The organism is Leeuwenhoekiella marinoflava DSM 3653, from assembly GCF_900129005.1.
In the GTDB taxonomy this organism is placed as follows: domain Bacteria; phylum Bacteroidota; class Bacteroidia; order Flavobacteriales; family Flavobacteriaceae; genus Leeuwenhoekiella; species Leeuwenhoekiella marinoflava.
On record NZ_FQUN01000018.1, the window covers coordinates 63940 to 85342 of the forward strand.

Here is a 21403-nt window from a genome sequence, read left to right on the forward strand (position 1 = left end):
ATGTTTAACATTTTGTCTTAAAACCTAATAAGAGAAAGCTTCGTATGTATAGGTTATTAATGCATTAAGAAGTGTACCAATCAAAGTGATCTTAAAAAAATATTCATGTTGTATTGATTAGCCTTAATACCAAAAGATAAAGATCGTTTGTTTGTTATATGATTTGTTTAAAGACGGGAGTTGAGACTTCCGTCTTTTGTTTTTTTTGGAGTTTAAGTCTCTAGCTTTGATTTAAATAATCCATCAGGTCTAAATCATTTCCAAGAAGTATTTCGCGGCTGTTGATGCGATTATCTGTAGCAGCATTTTCCAATTTCAAAACCCCACGCGGGCAAACCGCTGAACAAATACCACATCCCACACAACTGGCTCGAACGATGTTTTCACCCTTCTGAGCATAAGCACGCACGTCAATTCCCATCTCACAATACGAAGAACAGTTACCGCACGAAATGCATTGACCGCCATTTGTGGTAATCCTGAATTTTGAAAATAATCTTTGCTGAAGTCCTAGAATTGCAGCCATTGGGCAACCAAATCGGCACCATACGCGATTCCCAAAAATAGGGTAGAAGCCGGTGCCTATGACTCCACTGAAAATACTCCCTATTAGAAAACCATAGGTTGTGCGCAATGTTTCTGCCGGAATTAAAAACAGCGTGCTTCCGCTGGCATAGTGAATACCTATCAATGCTAAAACGATTACTAAATAACCAATAGCACCATAACGCGCATCTTGTTTTAATTCTTCCTTCTTAAAGATCCATATTACAGCAAAAAGCAGTGTTAGAAAAAAACCTACTCCAATCAGAAAAATATCTTTAGTAAGCCAATATTTGTCAGGATCGTAACCCAAATAGGTAGAAATTACAGCTGTGGTCATCACTATCACAAAAACCAAAACACTGTGTACAACCCAGCGTTCCACCTTCCATGCAAATTCGCTTTTGTCACTGAGATGTCTAAAGGAATCCCCGGCAGTCTCCGCAAGTCCACCACAGCCACAAACCCAACTGCAATACCAGCGTTTGCCGTATTTGTAGGTAAGAATAGGCGTAATCACAAATATTGAAGCAATACCAAAAATCAATAGTGCAAGCCCAATATCACCCGCAGAGATAAAATCATCTACGCGGTACTGCTCAAAATTATAATAGTTGAGCGGCCACACATTTTTTATGTCGTAATACGGCAGACTGAAATCATCAGCGTTAAGCCGCGCCATAAACTCCGGAATTAAAAAAGCAAAAGCCGTTTGAAAAAACATAACGCTTATAGTTCGCAAGCGTTCATAGCGATTGTGGCGGTATTTCCAAAGGAATTTAATACCAAAACCTAAAATAGCAATGGTGTATAAAGTTCCGTAAACAAACCACTGGCTGGCAGGATTTCCACTTAAAATTTTACTTAAAGGATCAAAGATTGCGATGAGACCGGTGTTTTCACCTTTTGCATTAAGGCCTAAAAGATCAGCTTTAAAATAAAGTACAATATAAAACCCGGTAAGGGCAAGGCCGGCAACCCAAGCCAGAAAACCACGACTGGAAATAGATTTAAACCAAACGCCGTCATTTTTTATACCAGCATGTTTATCTGCATAAGCTCCGTATGAAAAGAGAAGAATTCCACCGAAAATTGCAGCCAAAGAAAGTGTCAGCCATAACGCTTTATTAGGCAAATTAATATTAAATAAAGCCAAAAGCAGTATAATTAAACCACCCAAGCCAATTACAGTCCCCACCTTTTGAATGCTGTTTAAAGAAGCCGGCGGCTGTCCGGTAAGCGATAGATCACGTTGTATGCTGCTCATAGTTATGCGGTTTGCTTTGAAGCCTTGTAAGTAGCTTGTATGTATGACTCGTATTTTTTGTAAAACTCTGGATCAAAATTAGCCTGACTCAAATGCTGCAGTACATAATCAATAGACTTACGCTCATTGAGCCAGCGGTCTAAAACTTCGTGACGCATTCTGATTCCAAAGGTATTGATGCCCAGAAATTGCAATGATTTTTTATGAAAGGCGATGGTAATGCATTTTGTATTATCAGGGTGTTTCCAATGAAAATGCTGCTCGTAGTCTTTTTTATTGCGGGAGCTAAAGACCCAGCCGTAAGTTTGATATTCAATGTCAAAAAATTTAGCGCTGTTAAACCAGTTTCCAGGGTTGTATTCAAAGGGTGTTCCGCAGATAGTTTGTGCTACCGTTTCTCCCATCATTCTACCTGTATACCAGACCGCTTCAACTGGTTTGCGTAAGTCTATCGCTTCGCGCTGTTGCGCACAATCGCCAATGGCATAAACATTTTGAATATTGGTTTCTAGTAATTTATTTACCAGAATTCCTTTATCGGTTTCTATGCCGCTGCCTTCTAGAAAGTCGATTTTAGGTTTAACACCGGTGGTGATACCCACTAAATTACACGGAATTTCTTCGCCTTTTTTTGTGATAATGGCTTTAACTTTTCCGTTTCCATCGGCTATAATTTTATCGAGTTCTTCTTCGTGACGCAGGTCAATGCCATGGCTCTGAATATGTTCAGAAATCAATTGAGCTTCGGCATCAGGCAAAATACCAGACCAAAACCCTTTTTCCCGCACCAAAATGGTAACGTCAATTTTACGCGTATAAAGCATTTCAGCCAACTCAACACCAATGAGTCCGCCACCAACTATCACAGCTTTTGGGCAAACCTCATTATTAGGAGCATTTTTCTCTAATAATTCCAGATCTTGTTTAGAGACTAAACCTTGAACGCCTTCGAGATCCTGACCTTCCCAGCCGTACTTTGCAGGTACAGACCCGGTAGCTAGAATAAGCGTGTCGTAGTTTAAAGTCTGGCCATCTGCCATGTGAAGTATTTGATCTTGAGAATCTATTTTTTCAACATAAGCTTGTACTAAATCTATTCGGTTTTTATCCCAAAATTTATCTTCGTAGGGTTTTAGATCTTGCCAGCGCATATGGCCCATATAGACATACATCAATGCCGTACGAGAGAAAAAATGCTCACTTTCGGCAGAAATGATGGTTATTTTTTTATCAGAATTTTTGCGGATGTGACGCGCAGCCGTAACACCGGCGATACCATTACCCACAATAACCACGTGCTCCATATCTATTTTTCGCTGTTAAAATAGTTACAAGATAAGAACTTCATAAGCTCTTAAAAATCTTTTTAACTGCATTTTTAGACGAAAGAAAATACAAGAGCTATCTAAAATTTCCAGTATTTTTAGTGCGATGAGAATATGTATTCGTTTTTTACTTGTGGTGCTCATAGCCATTAGCATTGCAGGCTGCTCTGCAACTCCTGTGACCGAGCAAAAGATAAATGGGGTTAGTTTTGTTTCTTCAAAAGATACATTAATGCAATCGCATATAGATCCCATTCTTAATGTTGGCGTAAGTCACGCTGCGGTTATGCCGTTTGCTTTTGTACGAGATAAAAACCATCCTGAGCTTCAATTCAATTCAGAGCGGCAATGGTTTGGAGAGCGATACACCGGTGTAAAGCAATACATCGAAGCCTTACATCAAAATAACATTATGGTGATGGTAAAACCGCATATCTGGATTTGGCGCGGCGTTTTTACCGGCGATATGCAGATGGATTCTGAAGCAGACTGGGAGCTTTTTGAGAAAAGTTATGAAGACTATATTTTGCTATACGCGGCATTAGCCGAAGAAACCCATGCCGAATTATTTTGTTTAGGAACTGAACTTTATAATTTCACTAAAGAACGACCGGAGTTCTGGGTTTCTTTAATTCAAAAAGTACGTCAAGTTTATTCCGGGAATTTGACTTATGCAGAAAACTGGGATAAGGTTGATAAAGTGACTTTTTGGGGTGCGTTAGATTTTATAGGTGTTGATGCGTATTTCCCGGTTACTGATGAGGCTACACCAACAGTTGTTAAAGCGAAGGAGGGCTGGGAACCGCATAAAAATTTGCTGATATCACTTTCGCGGAAGCATAACAGACCGGTTCTGTTTACAGAATTTGGGTATCGAAGCGCAGATTATGCAGGGAAAGAACCCTGGGTAAGCGACCGCCATAATGGGAAAATGAATGCTAAAGCTCAGGCGAATTTATACGAAGCAGTATTTGAAACGTTTTGGGGCGAAGATTGGTTTGCCGGTGGTTTTGTCTGGAAATGGTTTCACAATCACGAGCGCACCATACAAGAAGAAAACAACCGCTTTACCCCGCAAGGAAAAGAAGCAGAACAGGTTTTGAAAAAGTGGTCTAAACAAGATGTTAAATAAAGGTTTTAAGTGTCAAATTCTTGCCAATTGATATTTGTTTAAGACCTTGATTTTGTGATTAGTTCTAGTTTAGCAACACTAACTAAAAATTTAAATCATGTCAATTCTTACAATACTAATTTCTATTCTATTACCACCTTTAGGTGTTGCAATGGCAAAAGGAATTGGAAAAGATTTTGTTATCAATGTGATACTTACTTTATTAGGTTGGTTGCCGGGAGTAATTCACGCATTTTATGTGAATAGCAGAGGTTAAGCTATAAAATAATATTAGCATTGGGTTTTATAAGTCTATTTATGAAACCCTTTTTTTATGCGTATTCTTTTTTTGGGTTTAGTATTTTTTACACTTTCGGTACAGGTGTTGTGTGCGCAAACAAACTTCAAATCTGAAGCTTTAACGGCTGTCATTATTTCTAGCGATAGTGAACAAACACTGCATTTCTATAAAGATATTCTAGGACTGAAAGATGCCGGAGGGTTTACAATTGATGCAGATTTTGCCAAACGTTTAGGTTTGTCAGATGGAGTATCTTTTCATGTTACCTTATTAAAATTTTCTGATTTACCAGATTCTGCATCAGCTTGAATTTCTAATTCTTTCTTCAATTGTTCCCAAAGCAGTTTACGGTCTTTACTTTATCCGGAAGTAACGGTTACAAGCTCATAAAGCTGTCGCTATTTTTCGTGATCTTTACGAATGGCTTTGAAAATATTCATGGTATAGTTTTTTAGATTTGTATTGAAAATGCACCGAAGTTTTACAGAAGATTGTTAATGAATCATCAGTTTTTTAAAATTATTGATAATGTTTAATTCTTATAAATTGTATTCAAGCTATTTTTTAAGATGCTTGCAATAGTATTCCAGTAATTCTTCTGCGGAGGAACCAAACCATTTTTTGATATAAATATTTAAGAAGTGATACTGCACATACCACACGCCATACTTGTCATACATACGTGCAGAAGATTTAATAGGGTGCTGAATAACTACAAAAGAATTGCGAGCGTACAATTCATTAATGAGAATGTTGTCTTCATAAATAATGTAACTCTCATCAAAGCCACCTATTTCATCAAAAAGTTTACGAGTTATGAACTGACTTTGATCGCCTCCACGACATGCTCTCCAACTGAATTTTGTTAACCAACTAGCTAAACGCAACCACCAGTGATTGCTGTCAAAACGCATTTTAAAACAACCGGCAGGATTGCCTTTAGCAACTTTGTCTGCTATGTATTGGTCAAAGTTTTTAGGAGGGAAAGAATCTGCGTGTAGAAAATACAATATAGAACCGGTAGCGTTATTAGCGCCGATATTCATCTGCTTAGCACGACCACGCTCTGAAGAAACGATGTGAATTTTAAGTGGACTTTCAGTCTGAATACGTTTAGCTACATTCCAAGTTTCATCTGTGCTGCCACCATCTACTATAAGTATTTCCAGCGAATTTGTAAGTGTTGCATTATCAGTAAGATGTTTTAAAAGAAAAGGTAAGTTTTCCGCTTCGTTAAGAACCGGGATGACAATACTAATCATAAAATAAAGTTCGATAAATCAATGGTATAGCGTAGGAGGTCTTTCAAAACTATATTAATTCTAACGCATAAGCATAAAAAATCCCGGATAGATTTTCGGGATTTTAAATTAATTAATCTGTTGGGCTACTGCTCATTCAAATTCCAGTCATAATCTTTGTAAGAGATAGTTGCGCCAGAATTTATTTTCGTTTTACTGTATTGATTAATATAATCTGCAACAGTAGGAGTTTTATCAGTTATAAAATCTTTTTTGTACCAGTCAAAAATTGATGAAACTTTAGGGCTGTTTACGCTAATATCGTTCTTGTCAGAATTTACAAATTCTTTTGTAGCACGCTCTAATTGCTCATTTATTTTTCCGGCTGTATAAGCTTCGTTTAGTAATTTAGGGCAAGAAACAGAAGCACAATTTATAGCGAAATGTATACGAGGTTCGTTCATTTTACGCAGTACGCCATTTTCAATTCCACCTAAAGAAAGCTCTTTGTTACCAACAGGAACAATACCTTTTGTCCAAGCTCCATTAATAGCTTTTATACTTTTTACCGGGTAATTATTTAAGATAAGAGCTACAGTGTAAGCATTGTATAAATTGATATAATACGCTAGTAACTCTTGTACAGACCAGTCATTAGAAGGTTTGTATCCAGATAATTGCTTTAGATATGCATCTAGTTTAGAACGATCGGTTTTAAAACCTTTATAATTTACCATTCCATTTGCATCAACGTGCTTTTTAAGTAAAGCATCCCACGCACTGTGATCTATATTTTCTGCAGAGTTAGCCGTTGTAGAAGTTAACTTTTCTGGAGCCTCTTTAGTAGGCTGTCCTCCACTGGTAAGACCTGCTGCAGAAAGTAAGTTGCAACTGTTTAATGTGAAAGCCAGTGTAAGACATATAAATATTCTTTTCATAAGGAAATACATAATCTGTTTGTTTGGTAATACATACGCAAGATAACAGGATGTAGATTTGAGATGTTTAATATTAACAGCATTCTTAACAGATTTGAGGGGTAATTTAGTCTTTTGTAATCTTTTATTCAGGTATTGATTTGATTTACTGATTATTAGCTAAATAAATCATTGTTGATTTCTGTGCCGTTAATTATCGTAATTTTGCAGCGCAAAAACTTCCTTCAGATAAAATACTTGAGGGAACAATTTGAAAACAAAATTGTTTGATTTAAGCGATTGCGTTATCAAATCTCGATTATCGGGAAAAGCACAAAGAAAGATTTATGAGTATTGTAGCTATTGTAGGGAGACCTAATGTGGGAAAATCCACTTTTTTTAACCGCCTCATTCAACGTAGGGAAGCTATTGTTGATTCGGTAAGTGGTGTTACGCGTGATCGTCACTATGGAAAGACCGACTGGAACGGAAAGGAATTTTCTGTTATTGATACCGGTGGGTATGTAAAAGGAAGTGATGATGTATTTGAAGAGCAAATAGATAAGCAGGTTGAACTTGCAATTGACGAAGCAGATGCCATAATTTTTATGGTTGATGTAGAAAGCGGAGTTACCGGGATGGATGAGGATGTGGCTACGCTGCTAAGACGTCAATCAAAGCCGGTTTTTCTGGCGATCAATAAAGTTGACAATGCGATGCGTGAAGAAAACGCAGTAGAGTTCTACAGCTTAGGTCTGGGTGATTATTATACCATTGCTAGTATAAGCGGTAGTGGTACCGGTGATTTGCTTGACGCTCTTGTTGAGGCATTACCTGAAAAAGAAGAAGTAGAAGAACGCATCTTGCCTCGTTTTGCTGTGGTAGGGAGGCCTAATGCCGGTAAATCATCTTTTATCAATGCGTTGATTGGTGAAGAGCGTTATATTGTTACAGATATTGCAGGGACTACGAGAGATTCAATTGATACAAAATACAATCGTTTTGGTTTTGAATTCAATCTGGTAGATACTGCCGGAATACGTCGTAAGGCTAAAGTAAAAGAAGATCTTGAGTTTTACTCAGTGATGCGATCTGTGCGTGCCATAGAACATTGTGATGTATGTCTGGTTGTTCTTGATGCAACAAGAGGTTTTGACGGGCAGGTTCAAAATATTTTTTGGCTCGCAGAGCGAAATAAAAAAGGGATTGTTATTCTTGTGAATAAATGGGACTTGGTAGAAAAGGAAAACAAAACCATGCGTGAGTATGAGAAAATGATTCGTCAGGAGATGGAACCGTTTACAGATGTGCCTATCGTTTTTATTTCAGCATTAACTAAGCAACGTGTTTTCAAAGCGATTGAAACAGCTGTCAAAGTTTTTGAAAACCGTACTAAGCGTATTAAAACAAGTGTGCTTAACGATTATATGTTACCGGTGATTGAAGCGACACCGCCACCAGCAACTAAAGGGAAATACATCAAAATCAAATACTGTATGCAGTTGCCTACACCGCATCCGCAGTTTGCATTTTTCTGTAACCTTCCACAGTATGTTAAAGATCCGTATAGACGTTTTATTGAAAATAAATTACGGGAAGAGTTTGACTTTGAAGGTGTACCGGTAGCGGTATATTTCCGTAAGAAATAACACTTCTTTTTTTATATAAATCATAAAAGCCCATTTTTTTTATAAAAAGTGGGCTTTTGCATTAAACCTTTTGCATTTTCTTCAGTCTTAGAATAAACGTATAATGTACATCTATTAGGTTTATGAAGCATTTCTTACTTCTTCTTTTTGGGATTTTATTAGGTCAATCTCTGTTTGCGCAAAACTTTGAACTTTCAGGAAAAATTTTAGATAACAATGGCGTTCCGTTAGAATCTGCTACGGTTTATGTAGAAAAAGCAAGTGATACTACCTTGGTAACCTATGGTATTACAAATCGGGAAGGTTTTTTTGAGATGGAAGGTAATACAGATCAAAAAAAGTTAAACCTTTTTGTGTCTTATGCCGGTTTTAAACCGATGCGTAAAGAAGTCAGCATAGAGCCTAAAATAGAGATGGGTAATCTTAAACTGGAAATACAAGATAATTTGTTAGATGAGGTTGTGGTGGTTGCTAACCGGGCGCCGGTAACAGTCAAAAAAGATACGCTTGAGTTTAATGCGGCCTCCTTTGACACCAGACCCGATGCGAATCTTGAAGAGTTACTTAAAAAACTTCCGGGTGCAGAAGTAAATTCAGATGGTGAGATAACCATAAATGGTAAACCGGTTTCTAGAATTCTGGTAAACGGAAAAGAGTTCTTTGGTGACGACCCTAAAATCGCAACTAAAAACCTTCCGAAGGAAATTATTGAAAAGCTACAGGTAGTTGATACCAAGACTAAGTCTGAAGAATTTACCGGGAAGTCCGGAGATTCTGAAAACAAGACCATCAACATCACGATTAAGAAGGATAAAAACAAAGGATATTTTGCCCGTGCTACAGTTGGCGGTGGGACAAACGAGCGCTATGAAATGAGCGGTATAGGTAACGTCTTTAAAGATAATATGCGTTTGACGGCTCTTGCAGGATCTAATAATATCAATAGTTCAGGTTTTGATTTTGATGATGTTTACGGAATGATGGGGCGTAGCGGTGCACGTGCTGTAGCTTCGGGAAATCGAAGTGGAGGGATCACTAAATCTGAAACAGCCGGTCTGAACTATAGTAACGAATGGAATGATAAATACGAATTCAACGGTGATTATTTCTTTGATCGTTCTGATACAGATACCCGCTCTAGAACTGAACGTGAAAATATTTTACCCGATACAACTTATTACTCGAACTCAGAAAATAGTAGTAACGCTTTAAACGACAGGCATCGTGCTAATGCACGTTTTGAAGTAGAATTTGATACGCTGACGCGTCTTTCTTTTTCTCCAAGATTCAATACTAATAAAACCAAATCTATTCGCAGTTCGATGGCAAATTCTTTAGACGGAAATCGCGATCTGGTAAACAATACTGAAACTGCAAATCAGGGAGATGGTTCTAGCATGAGTTTTAATAATAATCTTGATTTTATAAAACGTTTTGGAAGCCGTGGAGCTTATTTAAGATTAGAGCTTTCTCAGGATTATAGCGATCAGGAGAACGATGACTTTTACTTTTCGCGTAGTGAATTCTTTGGAGATGATGCCCGTACCGAAGTTCAGGATCAATATATAGATGAAGATGAGAAACAGTATGAGTATGGCTTTGAGGTAGAGCAGCGACTGGTTCTGGCAACAGACTTTTTTATGGATCTGTCTTATGATTTTTCTTCTGTAAAGTCTACTAACTCGAGATACATTTTTGAAGCAGATGATACCGGGAATTATACGGTACAAAATGATACGTTGAGCAGTGATTTTGAGGTAAACACCTTTCGTAATACGCCAAGTATAGGCTTAAACTATGACCACGAGGCATGGCGCATCAATACAAACTTTGGGTTGCTAAATACGATACTTAAAAATGAAAATTTGCTCAATCCGGTAAGTTTTGATAATACCTATAACAATTTGTATTTACAGGCACGAGTAAATTATGAATTGCAGCGTTCTAAGAGTATTTATTTAAATTACCGAACCAACGCAAACACACCTTCAATCCGTCAGTTACAACCAGTTCCTGATAGAACAAACCCGTTAAATATTGTTATCGGTAATCCAGAATTACGTCCTGCTTATAGTCATAATATAGATGGAGGTTTTAGAAGTTTTAATTTTGGAGCCGGTGGCGGTAGCGGTATTTTTAGTTCGTTCTCTTTAAATTTTACCGAAAACCAGGTAGTTTCTGTAAGTACGATAGGAGATGATTTAAGACGTACTACAAGCTATGCAAATGTAGATGGCGCAATGGCTGCAGGAGTACGCCTTTTTTATACTAAAAGTACCCGTAAAGAGGAAAAGGAGTTTAGATACCGGTTGAGTCTTACCGGGAATTACAACAAGAATGTAGGTTTTACAAACGGAACTTTATTCAATTCAAAACGGTTTAGTTTCAGTCCGGGGATACGGCTTACCTATGCGATTCAAGAATTTTTTGAGTTGAATCCAAGCTATAGCCTGACTTACAATGATACACAGTATTCTATAAATACTGGACGAAACGAAGATTTTGTCAATCATACTGTTGGTTTTGAAGCGACAACTTTCTGGCCAAAAAGTGTGATTTTTGGTAATGATATCACATATAACTACAACGGTAATGTATCTCCTGGTTTTCAAAATTCTTCAATTCTTTGGAATAGCAGTTTAGGATATCAATTTTTAGATGAAAAGGCTACGTTAAAACTCAAGGTTTATGATTTGCTGGATCAGGTGGTAGATACTCGTAGAATAATAGGAGACGATTATATTCAAGATACAAACAGTTTGATTTTAACTCAATATGCGATGCTGAGTTTCACGTATAAACTCAGCAATTTTGGAGGTCAATCTGGAAGTGGGAATAGAAGAGGAGGTCCTAGAAGAAGATAGATTGTTAGTATAAAGTGATTGAGCAAGAAATAGTTAAAGTTATCTTAAAGATAATAACTAATTTTTTAGTTTTATAAGAAATACATTTCTTCGTGTATCAATCAAAAAACAATCATGATCAATCGTTACTTACTGTGCCTCGTACTAGGCCTATTCTCCATTAGTGCATTCTCCCAAGATTTTAAAATTACCGGTAGTTTGATCGATAATGAACAGCAGACACCCATAGAAGCGGCAACTGTTGTTCTCGAAACGTTAAAAGACAGTACTATGATTACTTATACGATAAGTGATCGCAATGGTAATTTTGAATTGAGTGGTAAAAACTCGCTGGCCAAGGCAAATCTTTTTGTCACTTTTGTGGGGTATCAATCTTTTGAAAAGGAGATAGATTTTACTCAAAACAGCACGATTGATTTGGGATCTATTCCGTTAGAATTTCAAGTAGAATCTTTAGGAGATGTAGTGGTAAAAGGAAGAGCTGCTCCAGTGGTTATAAAAAAGGATACCTTAGAATTTAATGCAGCTTCTTTTAAAACAAATCCAGATGCAACACTAGAGGATTTACTTAAGGAACTTCCCGGAGCAGAAGTTGATGCAGATGGTAAGATACGTATAAACGGAAAACCGGTTAGTAATATATTGGTAAACGGGAAACCCTTTTTTAGCGATGACCCTACTATTGCAACCCGTAACCTTACTAAAGAACTCATTAATAAAATTCAGGTAGTTGACACTAAAACAGAGTCACAGGAATTTGCAGGAGAGGAAGGAGATAGCGAGAATAAAACGATCAATATAACTATTGACGAGGATAAAAATAAAGGGCTCTTTGGTCGTGTTGCTGCTGGTGGAGGAACCGATGATCGTTTTGAATATGCCGGGATAGGTAATTATTTTGACAACGATTTGCGAATAAGTGTTTTGGGAAGTGGAAATAATATCAATTCTCCGGGTTTTAGTTTTGGAGAGATTCAGAAAATGTTTGGTAATGCAAATTCAATCTCTATTAGTAGCAATGGCGGTTTTAATATAAGCGGTAGAAGCTTTGGTATGGGAAGTGGTATTGTAAATTCACGTAACGCAGGAATGAATTTTGCCAATGATTTTGGTGAAAAAATAGAAACTTCTGCAGATTACTTTTATTCCGGCTCCAATAGTTTTGAAGAAACCCAGCGTAATCGAGAGAATATTTTACCTCAAAACCGTTTTACATCGGTAAGTGCTTCAAGAACAGATTCTAATGTTGATGATCATTCGGCAAACCTTAGATTTCAGGCTAAAATTGACTCTACACTAATGATTGAGGTTTTGCCTAGGTTTTCTTATTCTGAAGGGCAAAATACCGGTAGTGGTAACTCAGAAGTAACTAACGTTGACGGAAGCTTAGTGAATGAGAGCGATTATGAAAATAGTAACTTTAGAACGACTCGTAACTTTGGTAATCGCCTAACAGCAACTAAAAGATATGGGGATAAAGGAGGGTTTATTAGAATTAATGGAAACCTTCAGTTAGACAATACTCAAAGCGACGATTTTACAAATTCGCAAACAAATGTCTATGGAGATAATCCCAGTCAAATTCTGCGTAATCAATTTACTGATGGGGATAATGTAAACAATGGTATTACAACTAATGTAAACTGGCGAATTCCCATTATAGCTAAAAAACTATTTGTAGAGACTGAATATGAATACAATTCTCAAAATCGAACCAATACACAACTCGTGTACGGTTTTGATAATGTCAGCCAAAGTTTTGATGATATCATTTTACCTCAAAGTACCGATTTTGAAAGTAGAAACCGAACCCATAAACCGCAACTGGGAATCACGTATAACGATAAAAAAATAAGAGCAGGTATTAGTGCAGCTTATGTAGCCCGAAAGTTAACCGGTGAAGATTTGTTAACTGACAACACAGGAAACAGAGTACGAGATATTGACTTTGAAAATAAATTTAATGCTCTTGAGGCTTCAGCACGGTTGAATTATAACTTCAGTCAGAAATTCAGCCTTTGGTCATCTTACCGTTTGAACAATAACGCTCCAGATGTAAGGCAGCTGTCACCATATCTTGATGTTTCAGACCCAATTAACACCTTACAGGGAAATCCCAACCTGAACCCAACAAACAGCCATTCATTTAATTTAGGATTAAACAATTATGATTGGGAATCCAGAACAGGATTTTATGCTTACATAGGAGCAAACTTTACTAATGATCAAGTAGTGAATCTTACAAGAGTTGATGATAATTTTGTTAGAGAAACTACATTTACAAATGTTGATGGGGTTTATAATGCTAATGCAAGTGTTAGTTATAACAAAGATATCAAGTTAGATAGTCTTAGAACTTTAAAAATTGAAACTGGGTTATACGGTAGTACTAACCGCTTTGTGAACTTTTTTAATGAAGATCAGTATGCTAGTTTGACTAAAAGAGTAGAACCTCGCTTAGGTCTGCGCTTTACTTGGAATAAATGGTTTGAGTTACGACCAGAATATAGTATTGAATTTAACAACACAAGTTTTAATCGTGACTTTTTTGACGGGCGTGAGTTTACACAACATTCTGCACGTTTGCGTACCACCACGTTTTTCCCAGAATGGCTTACTTGGGAAAATGATATACGCTACATCTATAATCCTAATGTAGGTTCTGGTTTTCAGAAAGATGCTGTTTTTTGGAATAGTTCTTTAGCCTATTCCTTCTTGCAGAATAAAGCATTGGCAACATTCAAAGTTTATGATTTGCTCAATCAGAATACAAACTCGCGCCGTAATGCAACGCAATCTTATGTAGAAGATGTACAGAGTACTGTGTTGCAGCAATACTTTATGTTGAGTTTTAGTTATAAATTCAATACGCTTGGGAAAAAAGGTGAGGTTAGAGAGAATAATTGGTTTGATTAAATTGCTGAAAACTTTCGGGTTAGTTATTATTGTTTTGTACAATGCAGCCCAAAACTGCGTTCGTCAATTATAAATTCTCAGCCTTCTCTGGTTGAAGAAACTGAGATTGTTGTACTTCCTGTGGAAGATAATCAGGATTTAAATGGAATTGAAGTAGGAGAGTTGAGAGCCTCTGATAACGGACTATCAAAAGATTGTACCTATCCCCAAATGATAGCCCTGCTGAAAGAAATTGCCCGAAAAAATGGCGCAAACCTTATTAAGCTGGTCAAAAATAAAGAGCCAGATTTATGGAGCACTTGCGCCAGGATTAGTGCTGTAGCGTACCGTGTTAATAATCCTCAAAAATATCAGTTAGAAATAAGCTGGTCAGAAAACAGAAAACTAAGTTGGGATGATTTTAAAGGTGAGGTTTCAGAAAAATCTTCTTTTGATACAGAGAGTTACTGTTCTATAATTTATCAAACGAGTTTATTTAGCGTATTTACAAAAGCCAAGCTTGTTGTTACAAATACATTTGACTGTACCAAAAGTTGGGTGCGAGCCGATAAAAAGACTGATTCGATTTTAAATCACGAGCAGCGTCACTTTGATTTGTGTGAAGTCTATACTCGTAAACTCAAAGCTGAATTGACTAAGCAAAATATTCATGCAAGTTCCGGAAAAGCAATAGATGAAGTATTTTTAGAATTTGAAAAGCAATATAATGAAGCACAGCGCAAATATGACGAGGAAACCCATCACGGGACAGAAGTTATAGCTCAGTCTGGTTGGGATAGTTATATAGATTTACAGCTAGGGCTCTAAAGCTTTTAAATACGTTAATAAATTGAGTAGATGTGCTTCAGAATGAATCTTCATCAACGTATTGAAGTACCACAGCCCATCATTAAGACTTGTATTTTCTAAACGCCACGCAACTTCGCTTAGATCAATAATAAGGTCTGTAAGATCATCTAAAGCGTCCCCGGTAACAACCTCTGGTGAATGTTCAAGTTTTAATAGTTCTGAAATTTGGTTATAATAACCAAATTCCGGGAAATTCACTTTTACGTGCGCATAAACTTCAGCATAATCCAGACGTTGCACTTCTTCGTAAAGTTGCTCATCAAAATTTGAATTCAGATTGACGTAGAGCGCATAGAGGTCTCCCAGAGATTTTTTTAGAGAAACTATAGTGTTCGTTTGCACAACTGGTGTTGTTCCGTATTGGGTGATCTGATGTATGAGTTTTAGAAAAGATTCCAAATCAATTGCCTTTTAAAATTGGGGTATTAACTGATGGTTATTGCGGTGTGAAATGAACAACACAACTTTAGCAGGCGTGTTACCACCCACCGGAAGCACCGCCTCCGCCAAAGCCTCCGCCTCCGAAGCCACCACCAAAGCCTCCGCCGCCGCCAAAACCACCTCCAGAAGATCCTCCTCCAAAGCCACCTCCTCCAAGGCCGCCACGACCCAAACTGCTCAAGATAATAACATCAAGTAAGCTGCCGGCTCCACTGCGTCTACCACCATTTCTACCTCCGCCACCTCCACGAGATCGACTGAGAATAAAAATGATAACAAAGAAGATTATAATAACTGGCAAAAAGTTTTTGAAACCGGGCTGGTTATTCTGTGGTCTTGCACCTTCATATTCTCCTTGCAACATTTGGAAAATAGCATCAGACCCTTGATCTAAACCAGCGTAATAATCTCCTTTTTTAAACTGCGGAATGATAACGCGGTTGATCACCTGTTCTGCCATACGATCTGTTATGATTGTCTCAATACCATAACCGGTATTGATGTCAACCTTACGATCTTTAGTGGCTAATGTGATGAGAATACCGTTGTCTTTACCTTTTTGACCAATTCCCCATTTCTGTCCCCATTTTGCTCCTAGAAAACTAATGTCTTCTCCTTTGGTACTTGGAATAATAACAACTACAATTTGAGTTGAAGTTGTATCGCTGTATTTAACCAGTTTATTTTCTAAAGCAGATTTTTGACCGGAATTTAAGAGTCCGGCATAGTCGTAAACACTGGTTTGCTCACTGGGAACTTCAGGAATGTCATACTGTGCAAAACTTGTTGCGGTAAGGCAAAAAAGAAAAGCAATGAGCACTGCATTTCTAAAAGTATATAATTTGGATAAATAAATCAAGAGGTTGATATTTCGTCTGAAAGTTCATTTATGTCGTCTTCATCCCAAGGAAAAAAGTGTGCAAGTTGCTCACCCGCAGAAATAATTCCTTTTACTAAACCACTTTTAAACTTTCGATTTTTAAATTCAGTTTGCATCAAGTCTTTGGTGCTTTGCCAAAATCCTTCAGGAACAACTTTATTAATACCGCGATCCCCACAAATAGCAAACTTTTTAGCGTCTATTGCCACATAGATTAGAACACCATTTTCTGCTTTGGTATTGTCCATTTTCAGTTGGTGAAAAAGCAGTTTTGCTCGCTCTAGCGCTTCACCTTCACATTGGCGTTCCAGATGCACTCGAATCTCACCAGATGTTTTGAGTTCGGCTTGACGTATGGCTTCTACAACGTCCTGTTCTTCCTCGGTATTTAAAAAGTCTTCAACTATAGATGCCATTATGCTGCGTCGTTATTGAAGTCAAAATTGACCTCAGGAGCACTTTCAGCACCTTCATCCGCTTTAAAATATCCCATCTCTTCAAAGTTACCAATGAAGTTATTTACGATATTATTAGGGAAAGTCTTGATGTGCTTGTTATAAGGAGCGATAGCCTCGTTGTAACGGTTACGCTCTACATTGATGCGGTTTTCGGTACGCTCCAATTCGTTGATGAGTTCTTTGAAGTTTTCATTAGCCTTTAGGTCAGGATAACGTTCTACCGTTACTAAAAGTCTAGATAAAGCAGAGCTCACACCACTTTGAGCTTGTTGAAACTGCGCCAGTTGCTCTGGAGTAACATTAGATGGGTCTATGTTCACGCCGGTAGCTTTAGAACGAGCTTCAATAACGTCTGTAAGCGTTTTTTGCTCAAATTCTGCATAACCTTTAGCCGTGTTTACAATATTAGGAATCAGATCAGATCTACGCTGATAGCTGCTTTCTACGTTGCCCCATTGTTTTGTTGCGTCTTCTTTTAATGTTATTGCGTTATTGTAAAAGCCTTTAAAAAATGAATAGCCAATAATTCCCAAAATAACGATTACGATGAGTGCAATGAGTCCTTTTTTCATGTTTGATGATTGATTTAGAGTTGATCTTTTAATTCTTGAAGTTGTGCTTTTATGCCTTCCAATTTTCTAATAAGATCAAATTTATTGAGTGTTTGTTGTTTATTTTCTTTTAAATGCGTTTTAGCTCCTTCTAGAGTAAAGCCACGTTCTTTTACTAAGTGATAGATCAGTTCCAGATTTTTAATGTCTTCCGGAGTGAATTTACGATTGCCCTTAGCATTTTTCTTAGGTTTAAGTGCGTCAAACTCTTTCTCCCAAAAACGTATCAATGACGTGTTTACGCCAAAGGCTTCAGCGACTTCGCCGATGCTATAATATAATTTTTCGGGCAGTTGTACGTGCATTAATCCAGAGATTGGTTTTCTAGCTGAGCTTTCTGTAAAATTACATCAAACTCTTCAGGGGAAAGATTTCCGTAGTAGAAATTAATAGGGTTAATGCGTTGCCCATCTTTAAAGATTTCATAGTGCACATGTGGTGCTTCAGAGCGACCTGTACTTCCCACGAAACCTATTAAATCTCCACGTTCAACTTTTTGTCCTTTTTTTATATTGTATTTATACAAATGTGCATAAAGACTCACATAACCATAACCGTGATCAATACGTATGTGATTTCCGTATCCGGTAGCGTTGTTATCTGCACGCTCTACAACACCATTACCGGTAGCATAGATAGGTGTTCCGCGAGGAGCGGTAAAATCCATTCCCCAGTGCATTTTACGCTCTTTTGTAAAAGGGTCTGTACGTAAACCGTATCCAGAAGCTATTCGAGTAAGGTCTTTATTGGCGACAGGCTGTATAGCCGGTATTGCATCAAGAAATTTTTCTTTTTCTTCTGCTAAGACAGCAATTTCATCGAGTGATTTGCTTTGAACCACAAGCTGTTTAGTTAGAATGTCAAGCCGTTTGTTAGTTTCTATAATCAATTTAGAATTGTCATATCCTTCAAGATCTTTATAGCGGTTTACACCTCCAAAACCCGCTTTACGCTGCTCATCAGGTATAGGGTTTGCTTCAAAATACAGTCTGTAAATACTGTTGTCGCGCTCTTCAATCTCACCAAGAACATGCTGTACTTGATCTAATTTTTTGTTGAGCACGCCATATTGAACTTTCATATTCTGAAGTTCGCGAGTAAGTGCTTTTTCGCGAGGAGTTTCCAGATCCGGAATATTGAGGTAAATAAGCAGGAGAATAAAACCAGCTAAAAAAGATGCCACAATAGAAAGCAATCCGTAGCCAAGTTTACGACCTTTACGCTTCTCTATTTTTTTATAGGAAAGCGTCTCTTTATCGTAATAATATTTAACCTTAGACATTATTTAAATTATTCTATTTTTGCGTTAAAATTCAGGTCTCTAACCTTTAATTAAATAAAGGGAAACGAACAAATATAAAAAATAGTTTGCCGCTAATGCTATATTGGCAAAATCTACTCTAAAATTCACTCATGAAATCCCAAGAAATACGCGATCAGTTTTTATCATTCTTTACGTCCAAAAACCATTCCATCGTGGCTTCTGCGCCAATGGTGATTAAAAATGATCCTACATTGATGTTTACCAATGCAGGAATGAATCAATTTAAGGAATTTTTTCTTGGTAATGGGATTCCAAAAGATACGCGGGTTACTGATACCCAGAAATGTCTGCGCGTAAGTGGAAAACATAACGATCTTGAAGAGGTAGGTAAAGATACCTATCACCATACAATGTTTGAGATGCTGGGTAACTGGAGTTTTGGGGATTACTTTAAACAAGAAGCGATAGACTGGTCTTGGGAGTTGCTTACCGAAGTCTTTAATATTGATAAAGACAAGTTGTATGTGACCATATTTGAGGGAGATAGCAGTGAAGACCTGGAGCGAGATACCGAAGCTTTTGATATGTGGAGCAAACACATTGCAAAAGATAGAATCTTAAACGGAAATAAAAAAGATAACTTTTGGGAAATGGGCGATCAGGGACCTTGTGGACCGTGTTCTGAGATCCACGTTGACCTGCGTTCTGAAGAAGAAAAAGCAAAAATACCGGGAGCTGATTTAGTGAATGCAGATCACCCGCAAGTAGTAGAAATCTGGAACCTGGTTTTTATTCAATTTAACAGAAAAGCAAACGGTTCTCTTGAAAACCTTCCGGCACGACATATTGACACCGGGATGGGTTTTGAAAGATTGTGTATGGTGCTTCAGAATAAAACATCAAACTACGATACTGATGTTTTTACACCGCTTATTCGAGAGATAGAAACCATCACCAATTCAAAATACGCTTTAAAAGAAGAAACAGATATCGCGATTCGTGTAATTGCAGATCACGTGCGTGCTGTTGCATTTTCAATAGCAGACGGGCAATTGCCTAGTAATACCGGAGCGGGTTATGTGATACGTCGCATCTTGCGTCGTGCCGTGCGTTACGGTTTTACCTTTTTAGACACTAAAGAGCCTTTTATATACAAATTGGTTAGCGTTCTTGTTGATGAAATGGGAAAAGCTTTCCCGGAATTGAAAAAGCAACAGAATCTTATTTTCAATGTAATTAAAGAGGAAGAGCAAAGCTTTTTAAGAACACTCGATCAAGGCTTGGTTCTTTTAGATTCAATAATAGCAGACACAACCGGAAAAGAAGTTTCGGGAATGAAAGCTTTTGAACTGTATGATACGTATGGTTTTCCTATAGATTTAACTGCATTAATTCTTTCTGAAAAAGGCTACAGTCTAGATGAGAAAGGTTTTCAGACAGAATTACAAAAGCAAAAAGAACGTTCTCGTGCTGCCGGAAAAATTGAAGCAGGTGACTGGACAGTTATAGAAGATGATGCTGAAGAGGAATTTGTGGGTTATGATACGCTAGAAACTCCTGTGCGTATTACCCGCTACCGAAAAATCACCACAAAAAAGGAAGGCGATCAATACCAACTGGTCTTCAATCTAACGCCTTTTTATGCACAGGGCGGAGGTCAGGTAGGTGATAAAGGTTATTTAGAAACGGCAAATGGCGATGTGATTTATATCACTGATACCAAGAAAGAAAATAATCTGATTATTCATCTTTCTAAAAACCTTCCGAAGAATTTAAACGAAATCTTTACTGCGGTTGTTGATGCGAAGCAACGTAACCGAACACAAGCCAATCATACTGCAACGCACTTATTGCATCAAGCATTGCGAGCAGTTTTAGGAACCCACGTAGAGCAAAAAGGTTCTATGGTGCACAGTGGTTATTTACGATTTGACTTTTCGCACTATTCAAAAGTTACTTCAGAAGAATTGAAAGATGTTGAGCAGTTTGTAAACGCGCGTATTCAGGAGCAATTACCTTTAGAAGAAAAACGCAGTATCCCATACGATCAGGCAATTTCTGAAGGAGCTATTGCACTTTTTGGTGAGAAATATGGTGATGCTGTACGTACAATTCGTTTTGGTAAATCTATGGAATTGTGTGGGGGAACTCATGCAGCAAATACTGGAGATATCTGGTATTTTAAAATCAAGTCAGAAGGAGCGGTAGCATCGGGAATTCGTCGTATTGAAGCGATTACAGGTGATGCTGTAATGCAGTATTTTGAAGATCAGGACGAGACTTTAGAAGCGGTACGAGGCTTGCTGAATAACACCAAAGAACCTGCAAAAGTAATTGAAGGTTTACAGGAAGAAAATAACGAACTCAAAAAGCAGTTAGATTCTTTATTAGCCGAAAAAGCGAAGAATCTTAAGGGTGAATTGAAAAACGAACTAGAATCAGTTGGTGCTGTTCAGTTCTTAGCTAGGGAAGTTGATCTGGATGCTAACGGAATTAAAGATTTGGCATTTCAACTGGGTGGTGAAGTAGATAACTTATTTTTGTTGTTAGCTTCACGTCAAGGCGGAAGAGCCTTGTTGAGCTGTTATGTTGATAAAGATTTAGCCAAAGCAAAAGACTTAAACGCGGGAACCATCGTACGTGAATTGGGTAAATTTATTCAAGGTGGCGGTGGCGGTCAGCCATTTTTTGCAACTGCAGGAGGGAGAAATCCTGAAGGTATCGCGCAAGCACTTGCTGAGGTCAAAAAGTATTTGAGCTAAATTA

Annotated in this window: 18 protein-coding genes; 8 read left to right on the top strand and 10 right to left on the bottom strand. The window is 37.7% G+C overall.

What is annotated here, in order from left to right; genetic code table 11:
- Positions 1-220: 220 nt before the first annotated feature.
- Both BUB91_RS15935 and BUB91_RS15940 read right to left on the bottom strand, forming a co-directional pair.
- Positions 221-1810, bottom strand: a complete 1590-nt coding sequence (locus BUB91_RS15935; RefSeq protein WP_073100269.1) for a 4Fe-4S binding protein — start codon at positions 1808-1810, stop codon at positions 221-223.
- A gap of 2 nt (positions 1811-1812) precedes the next feature.
- Entirely contained in the window at positions 1813-3114 is a 1302-nt protein-coding gene (locus tag BUB91_RS15940) for an NAD(P)/FAD-dependent oxidoreductase (RefSeq protein ID WP_073100270.1), read from the bottom strand.
- Between the two features lie 127 nt (positions 3115-3241).
- Here BUB91_RS15940 and BUB91_RS15945 point away from each other — a divergent pair, with 127 nt between their 5' ends.
- The 3 genes from BUB91_RS15945 to BUB91_RS15955 all read left to right on the top strand — a co-directional run bounded on the left by BUB91_RS15945 (position 3242) and on the right by BUB91_RS15955 (position 4856).
- Positions 3242-4267, top strand: coding sequence for a glycoside hydrolase family 113 (locus BUB91_RS15945; RefSeq protein WP_073100271.1), 1026 nt, complete (start codon positions 3242-3244; stop codon positions 4265-4267).
- Positions 4268-4364: 97 nt separating this feature from the next.
- Positions 4365-4523: a YqaE/Pmp3 family membrane protein gene (locus BUB91_RS15950; protein WP_073100272.1), complete on the top strand. Its 159-nt coding sequence runs from the start codon at positions 4365-4367 to the stop codon at positions 4521-4523.
- 57 nt (positions 4524-4580) lie between these two features.
- The gene (locus tag BUB91_RS15955) at positions 4581-4856 is read left to right on the top strand and encodes a VOC family protein (protein ID WP_073100273.1); all 276 of its coding nucleotides are present in this window, start codon (positions 4581-4583) and stop codon (positions 4854-4856) included.
- Positions 4857-5104: 248 nt separating this feature from the next.
- Here the strand turns inward: BUB91_RS15955 and BUB91_RS15960 are convergent, their stop codons facing one another.
- Together BUB91_RS15960 and BUB91_RS15965 are read right to left on the bottom strand one after the other, a co-directional pair.
- On the bottom strand, positions 5105-5809 hold the full coding sequence (locus BUB91_RS15960; protein ID WP_073100274.1) for a TIGR04283 family arsenosugar biosynthesis glycosyltransferase: 705 nt from the start codon (positions 5807-5809) through the stop codon (positions 5105-5107).
- Between the two features lie 125 nt (positions 5810-5934).
- Entirely contained in the window at positions 5935-6726 is a 792-nt protein-coding gene (locus BUB91_RS15965; protein WP_073100317.1) for a DUF547 domain-containing protein, read from the bottom strand.
- Between the two features lie 326 nt (positions 6727-7052).
- On the opposite strand from BUB91_RS15965, the gene der reads away from it, so the two are divergent.
- From der to BUB91_RS15985, 4 genes are all read left to right on the top strand, one after another.
- On the top strand, positions 7053-8354 hold the full coding sequence (der, locus tag BUB91_RS15970; RefSeq protein ID WP_073100275.1) for a ribosome biogenesis GTPase Der: 1302 nt from the start codon (positions 7053-7055) through the stop codon (positions 8352-8354).
- 122 nt (positions 8355-8476) lie between these two features.
- Positions 8477-11218, top strand: a complete 2742-nt coding sequence (locus BUB91_RS15975) for an outer membrane beta-barrel protein (protein ID WP_073100276.1) — start codon at positions 8477-8479, stop codon at positions 11216-11218.
- 114 nt (positions 11219-11332) lie between these two features.
- Positions 11333-14134, top strand: coding sequence for an outer membrane beta-barrel protein (locus BUB91_RS15980; RefSeq protein WP_073100277.1), 2802 nt, complete (start codon positions 11333-11335; stop codon positions 14132-14134).
- 120 nt (positions 14135-14254) lie between these two features.
- Entirely contained in the window at positions 14255-14941 is a 687-nt protein-coding gene (locus BUB91_RS15985; protein ID WP_073100278.1) for a DUF922 domain-containing protein, read from the top strand.
- On the opposite strand, the gene BUB91_RS15990 is transcribed toward BUB91_RS15985, so the two are convergent.
- The 6 genes from BUB91_RS15990 to BUB91_RS16015 form a co-directional block, all read right to left on the bottom strand.
- Positions 14930-15382 carry a hypothetical protein gene (locus tag BUB91_RS15990; RefSeq protein ID WP_073100279.1) on the bottom strand — a complete coding sequence of 151 codons (453 nt, stop codon included), beginning with the start codon at positions 15380-15382 and terminating at the stop codon, positions 14930-14932. The two genes, BUB91_RS15985 and BUB91_RS15990, sit on opposite strands and share 12 nt — an antisense overlap.
- A gap of 79 nt (positions 15383-15461) precedes the next feature.
- Complete coding sequence (locus tag BUB91_RS15995) at positions 15462-16292, bottom strand: TPM domain-containing protein (RefSeq protein ID WP_394342921.1); 831 nt, start codon at positions 16290-16292, stop codon at positions 15462-15464.
- On the bottom strand, positions 16280-16720 hold the full coding sequence (locus BUB91_RS16000) for a TPM domain-containing protein (protein WP_073100280.1): 441 nt from the start codon (positions 16718-16720) through the stop codon (positions 16280-16282). The genes BUB91_RS15995 and BUB91_RS16000 overlap by 13 nt, the downstream gene beginning before the upstream one ends.
- Entirely contained in the window at positions 16720-17334 is a 615-nt protein-coding gene (locus BUB91_RS16005) for a LemA family protein (protein WP_073100281.1), read from the bottom strand. The genes BUB91_RS16000 and BUB91_RS16005 overlap by 1 nt, the downstream gene beginning before the upstream one ends.
- Positions 17335-17348: 14 nt before the next feature.
- Positions 17349-17678 (bottom strand): MerR family transcriptional regulator, encoded by a 330-nt coding sequence (locus tag BUB91_RS16010; protein ID WP_073100282.1) that lies wholly within the window; start codon positions 17676-17678, stop codon positions 17349-17351.
- The gene (locus BUB91_RS16015; protein WP_073100283.1) at positions 17678-18655 is read right to left on the bottom strand and encodes a M23 family metallopeptidase; all 978 of its coding nucleotides are present in this window, start codon (positions 18653-18655) and stop codon (positions 17678-17680) included. The genes BUB91_RS16010 and BUB91_RS16015 overlap by 1 nt, the downstream gene beginning before the upstream one ends.
- A 131-nt stretch (positions 18656-18786) precedes the next feature.
- Between BUB91_RS16015 and alaS the strand changes: the two genes are divergently transcribed.
- Positions 18787-21399 (top strand): alanine--tRNA ligase, encoded by a 2613-nt coding sequence (gene alaS / locus BUB91_RS16020; protein WP_073100284.1) that lies wholly within the window; start codon positions 18787-18789, stop codon positions 21397-21399.
- The last annotated feature ends 4 nt before the right edge of the window (positions 21400-21403 follow it).

Coding starts and splice junctions, on each gene's coding strand:
- BUB91_RS15935 (WP_073100269.1), bottom strand. CDS start 1,810: ATGAGCAGCATACAACGTGATCTATCGCTTACCGGACAGCCGCCGGCT.
- BUB91_RS15940 (WP_073100270.1), bottom strand. CDS start 3,114: ATGGAGCACGTGGTTATTGTGGGTAATGGTATCGCCGGTGTTACGGCT.
- BUB91_RS15945 (WP_073100271.1), top strand. CDS start 3,242: ATGAGAATATGTATTCGTTTTTTACTTGTGGTGCTCATAGCCATTAGC.
- BUB91_RS15950 (WP_073100272.1), top strand. CDS start 4,365: ATGTCAATTCTTACAATACTAATTTCTATTCTATTACCACCTTTAGGT.
- BUB91_RS15955 (WP_073100273.1), top strand. CDS start 4,581: ATGCGTATTCTTTTTTTGGGTTTAGTATTTTTTACACTTTCGGTACAG.
- BUB91_RS15960 (WP_073100274.1), bottom strand. CDS start 5,809: ATGATTAGTATTGTCATCCCGGTTCTTAACGAAGCGGAAAACTTACCT.
- BUB91_RS15965 (WP_073100317.1), bottom strand. CDS start 6,726: ATGAAAAGAATATTTATATGTCTTACACTGGCTTTCACATTAAACAGT.
- der (WP_073100275.1), top strand. CDS start 7,053: ATGAGTATTGTAGCTATTGTAGGGAGACCTAATGTGGGAAAATCCACT.
- BUB91_RS15975 (WP_073100276.1), top strand. CDS start 8,477: ATGAAGCATTTCTTACTTCTTCTTTTTGGGATTTTATTAGGTCAATCT.
- BUB91_RS15980 (WP_073100277.1), top strand. CDS start 11,333: ATGATCAATCGTTACTTACTGTGCCTCGTACTAGGCCTATTCTCCATT.
- BUB91_RS16000 (WP_073100280.1), bottom strand. CDS start 16,720: ATGGCATCTATAGTTGAAGACTTTTTAAATACCGAGGAAGAACAGGAC.
- BUB91_RS16005 (WP_073100281.1), bottom strand. CDS start 17,334: ATGAAAAAAGGACTCATTGCACTCATCGTAATCGTTATTTTGGGAATT.
- BUB91_RS16010 (WP_073100282.1), bottom strand. CDS start 17,678: ATGCACGTACAACTGCCCGAAAAATTATATTATAGCATCGGCGAAGTC.
- BUB91_RS16015 (WP_073100283.1), bottom strand. CDS start 18,655: ATGTCTAAGGTTAAATATTATTACGATAAAGAGACGCTTTCCTATAAA.
- alaS (WP_073100284.1), top strand. CDS start 18,787: ATGAAATCCCAAGAAATACGCGATCAGTTTTTATCATTCTTTACGTCC.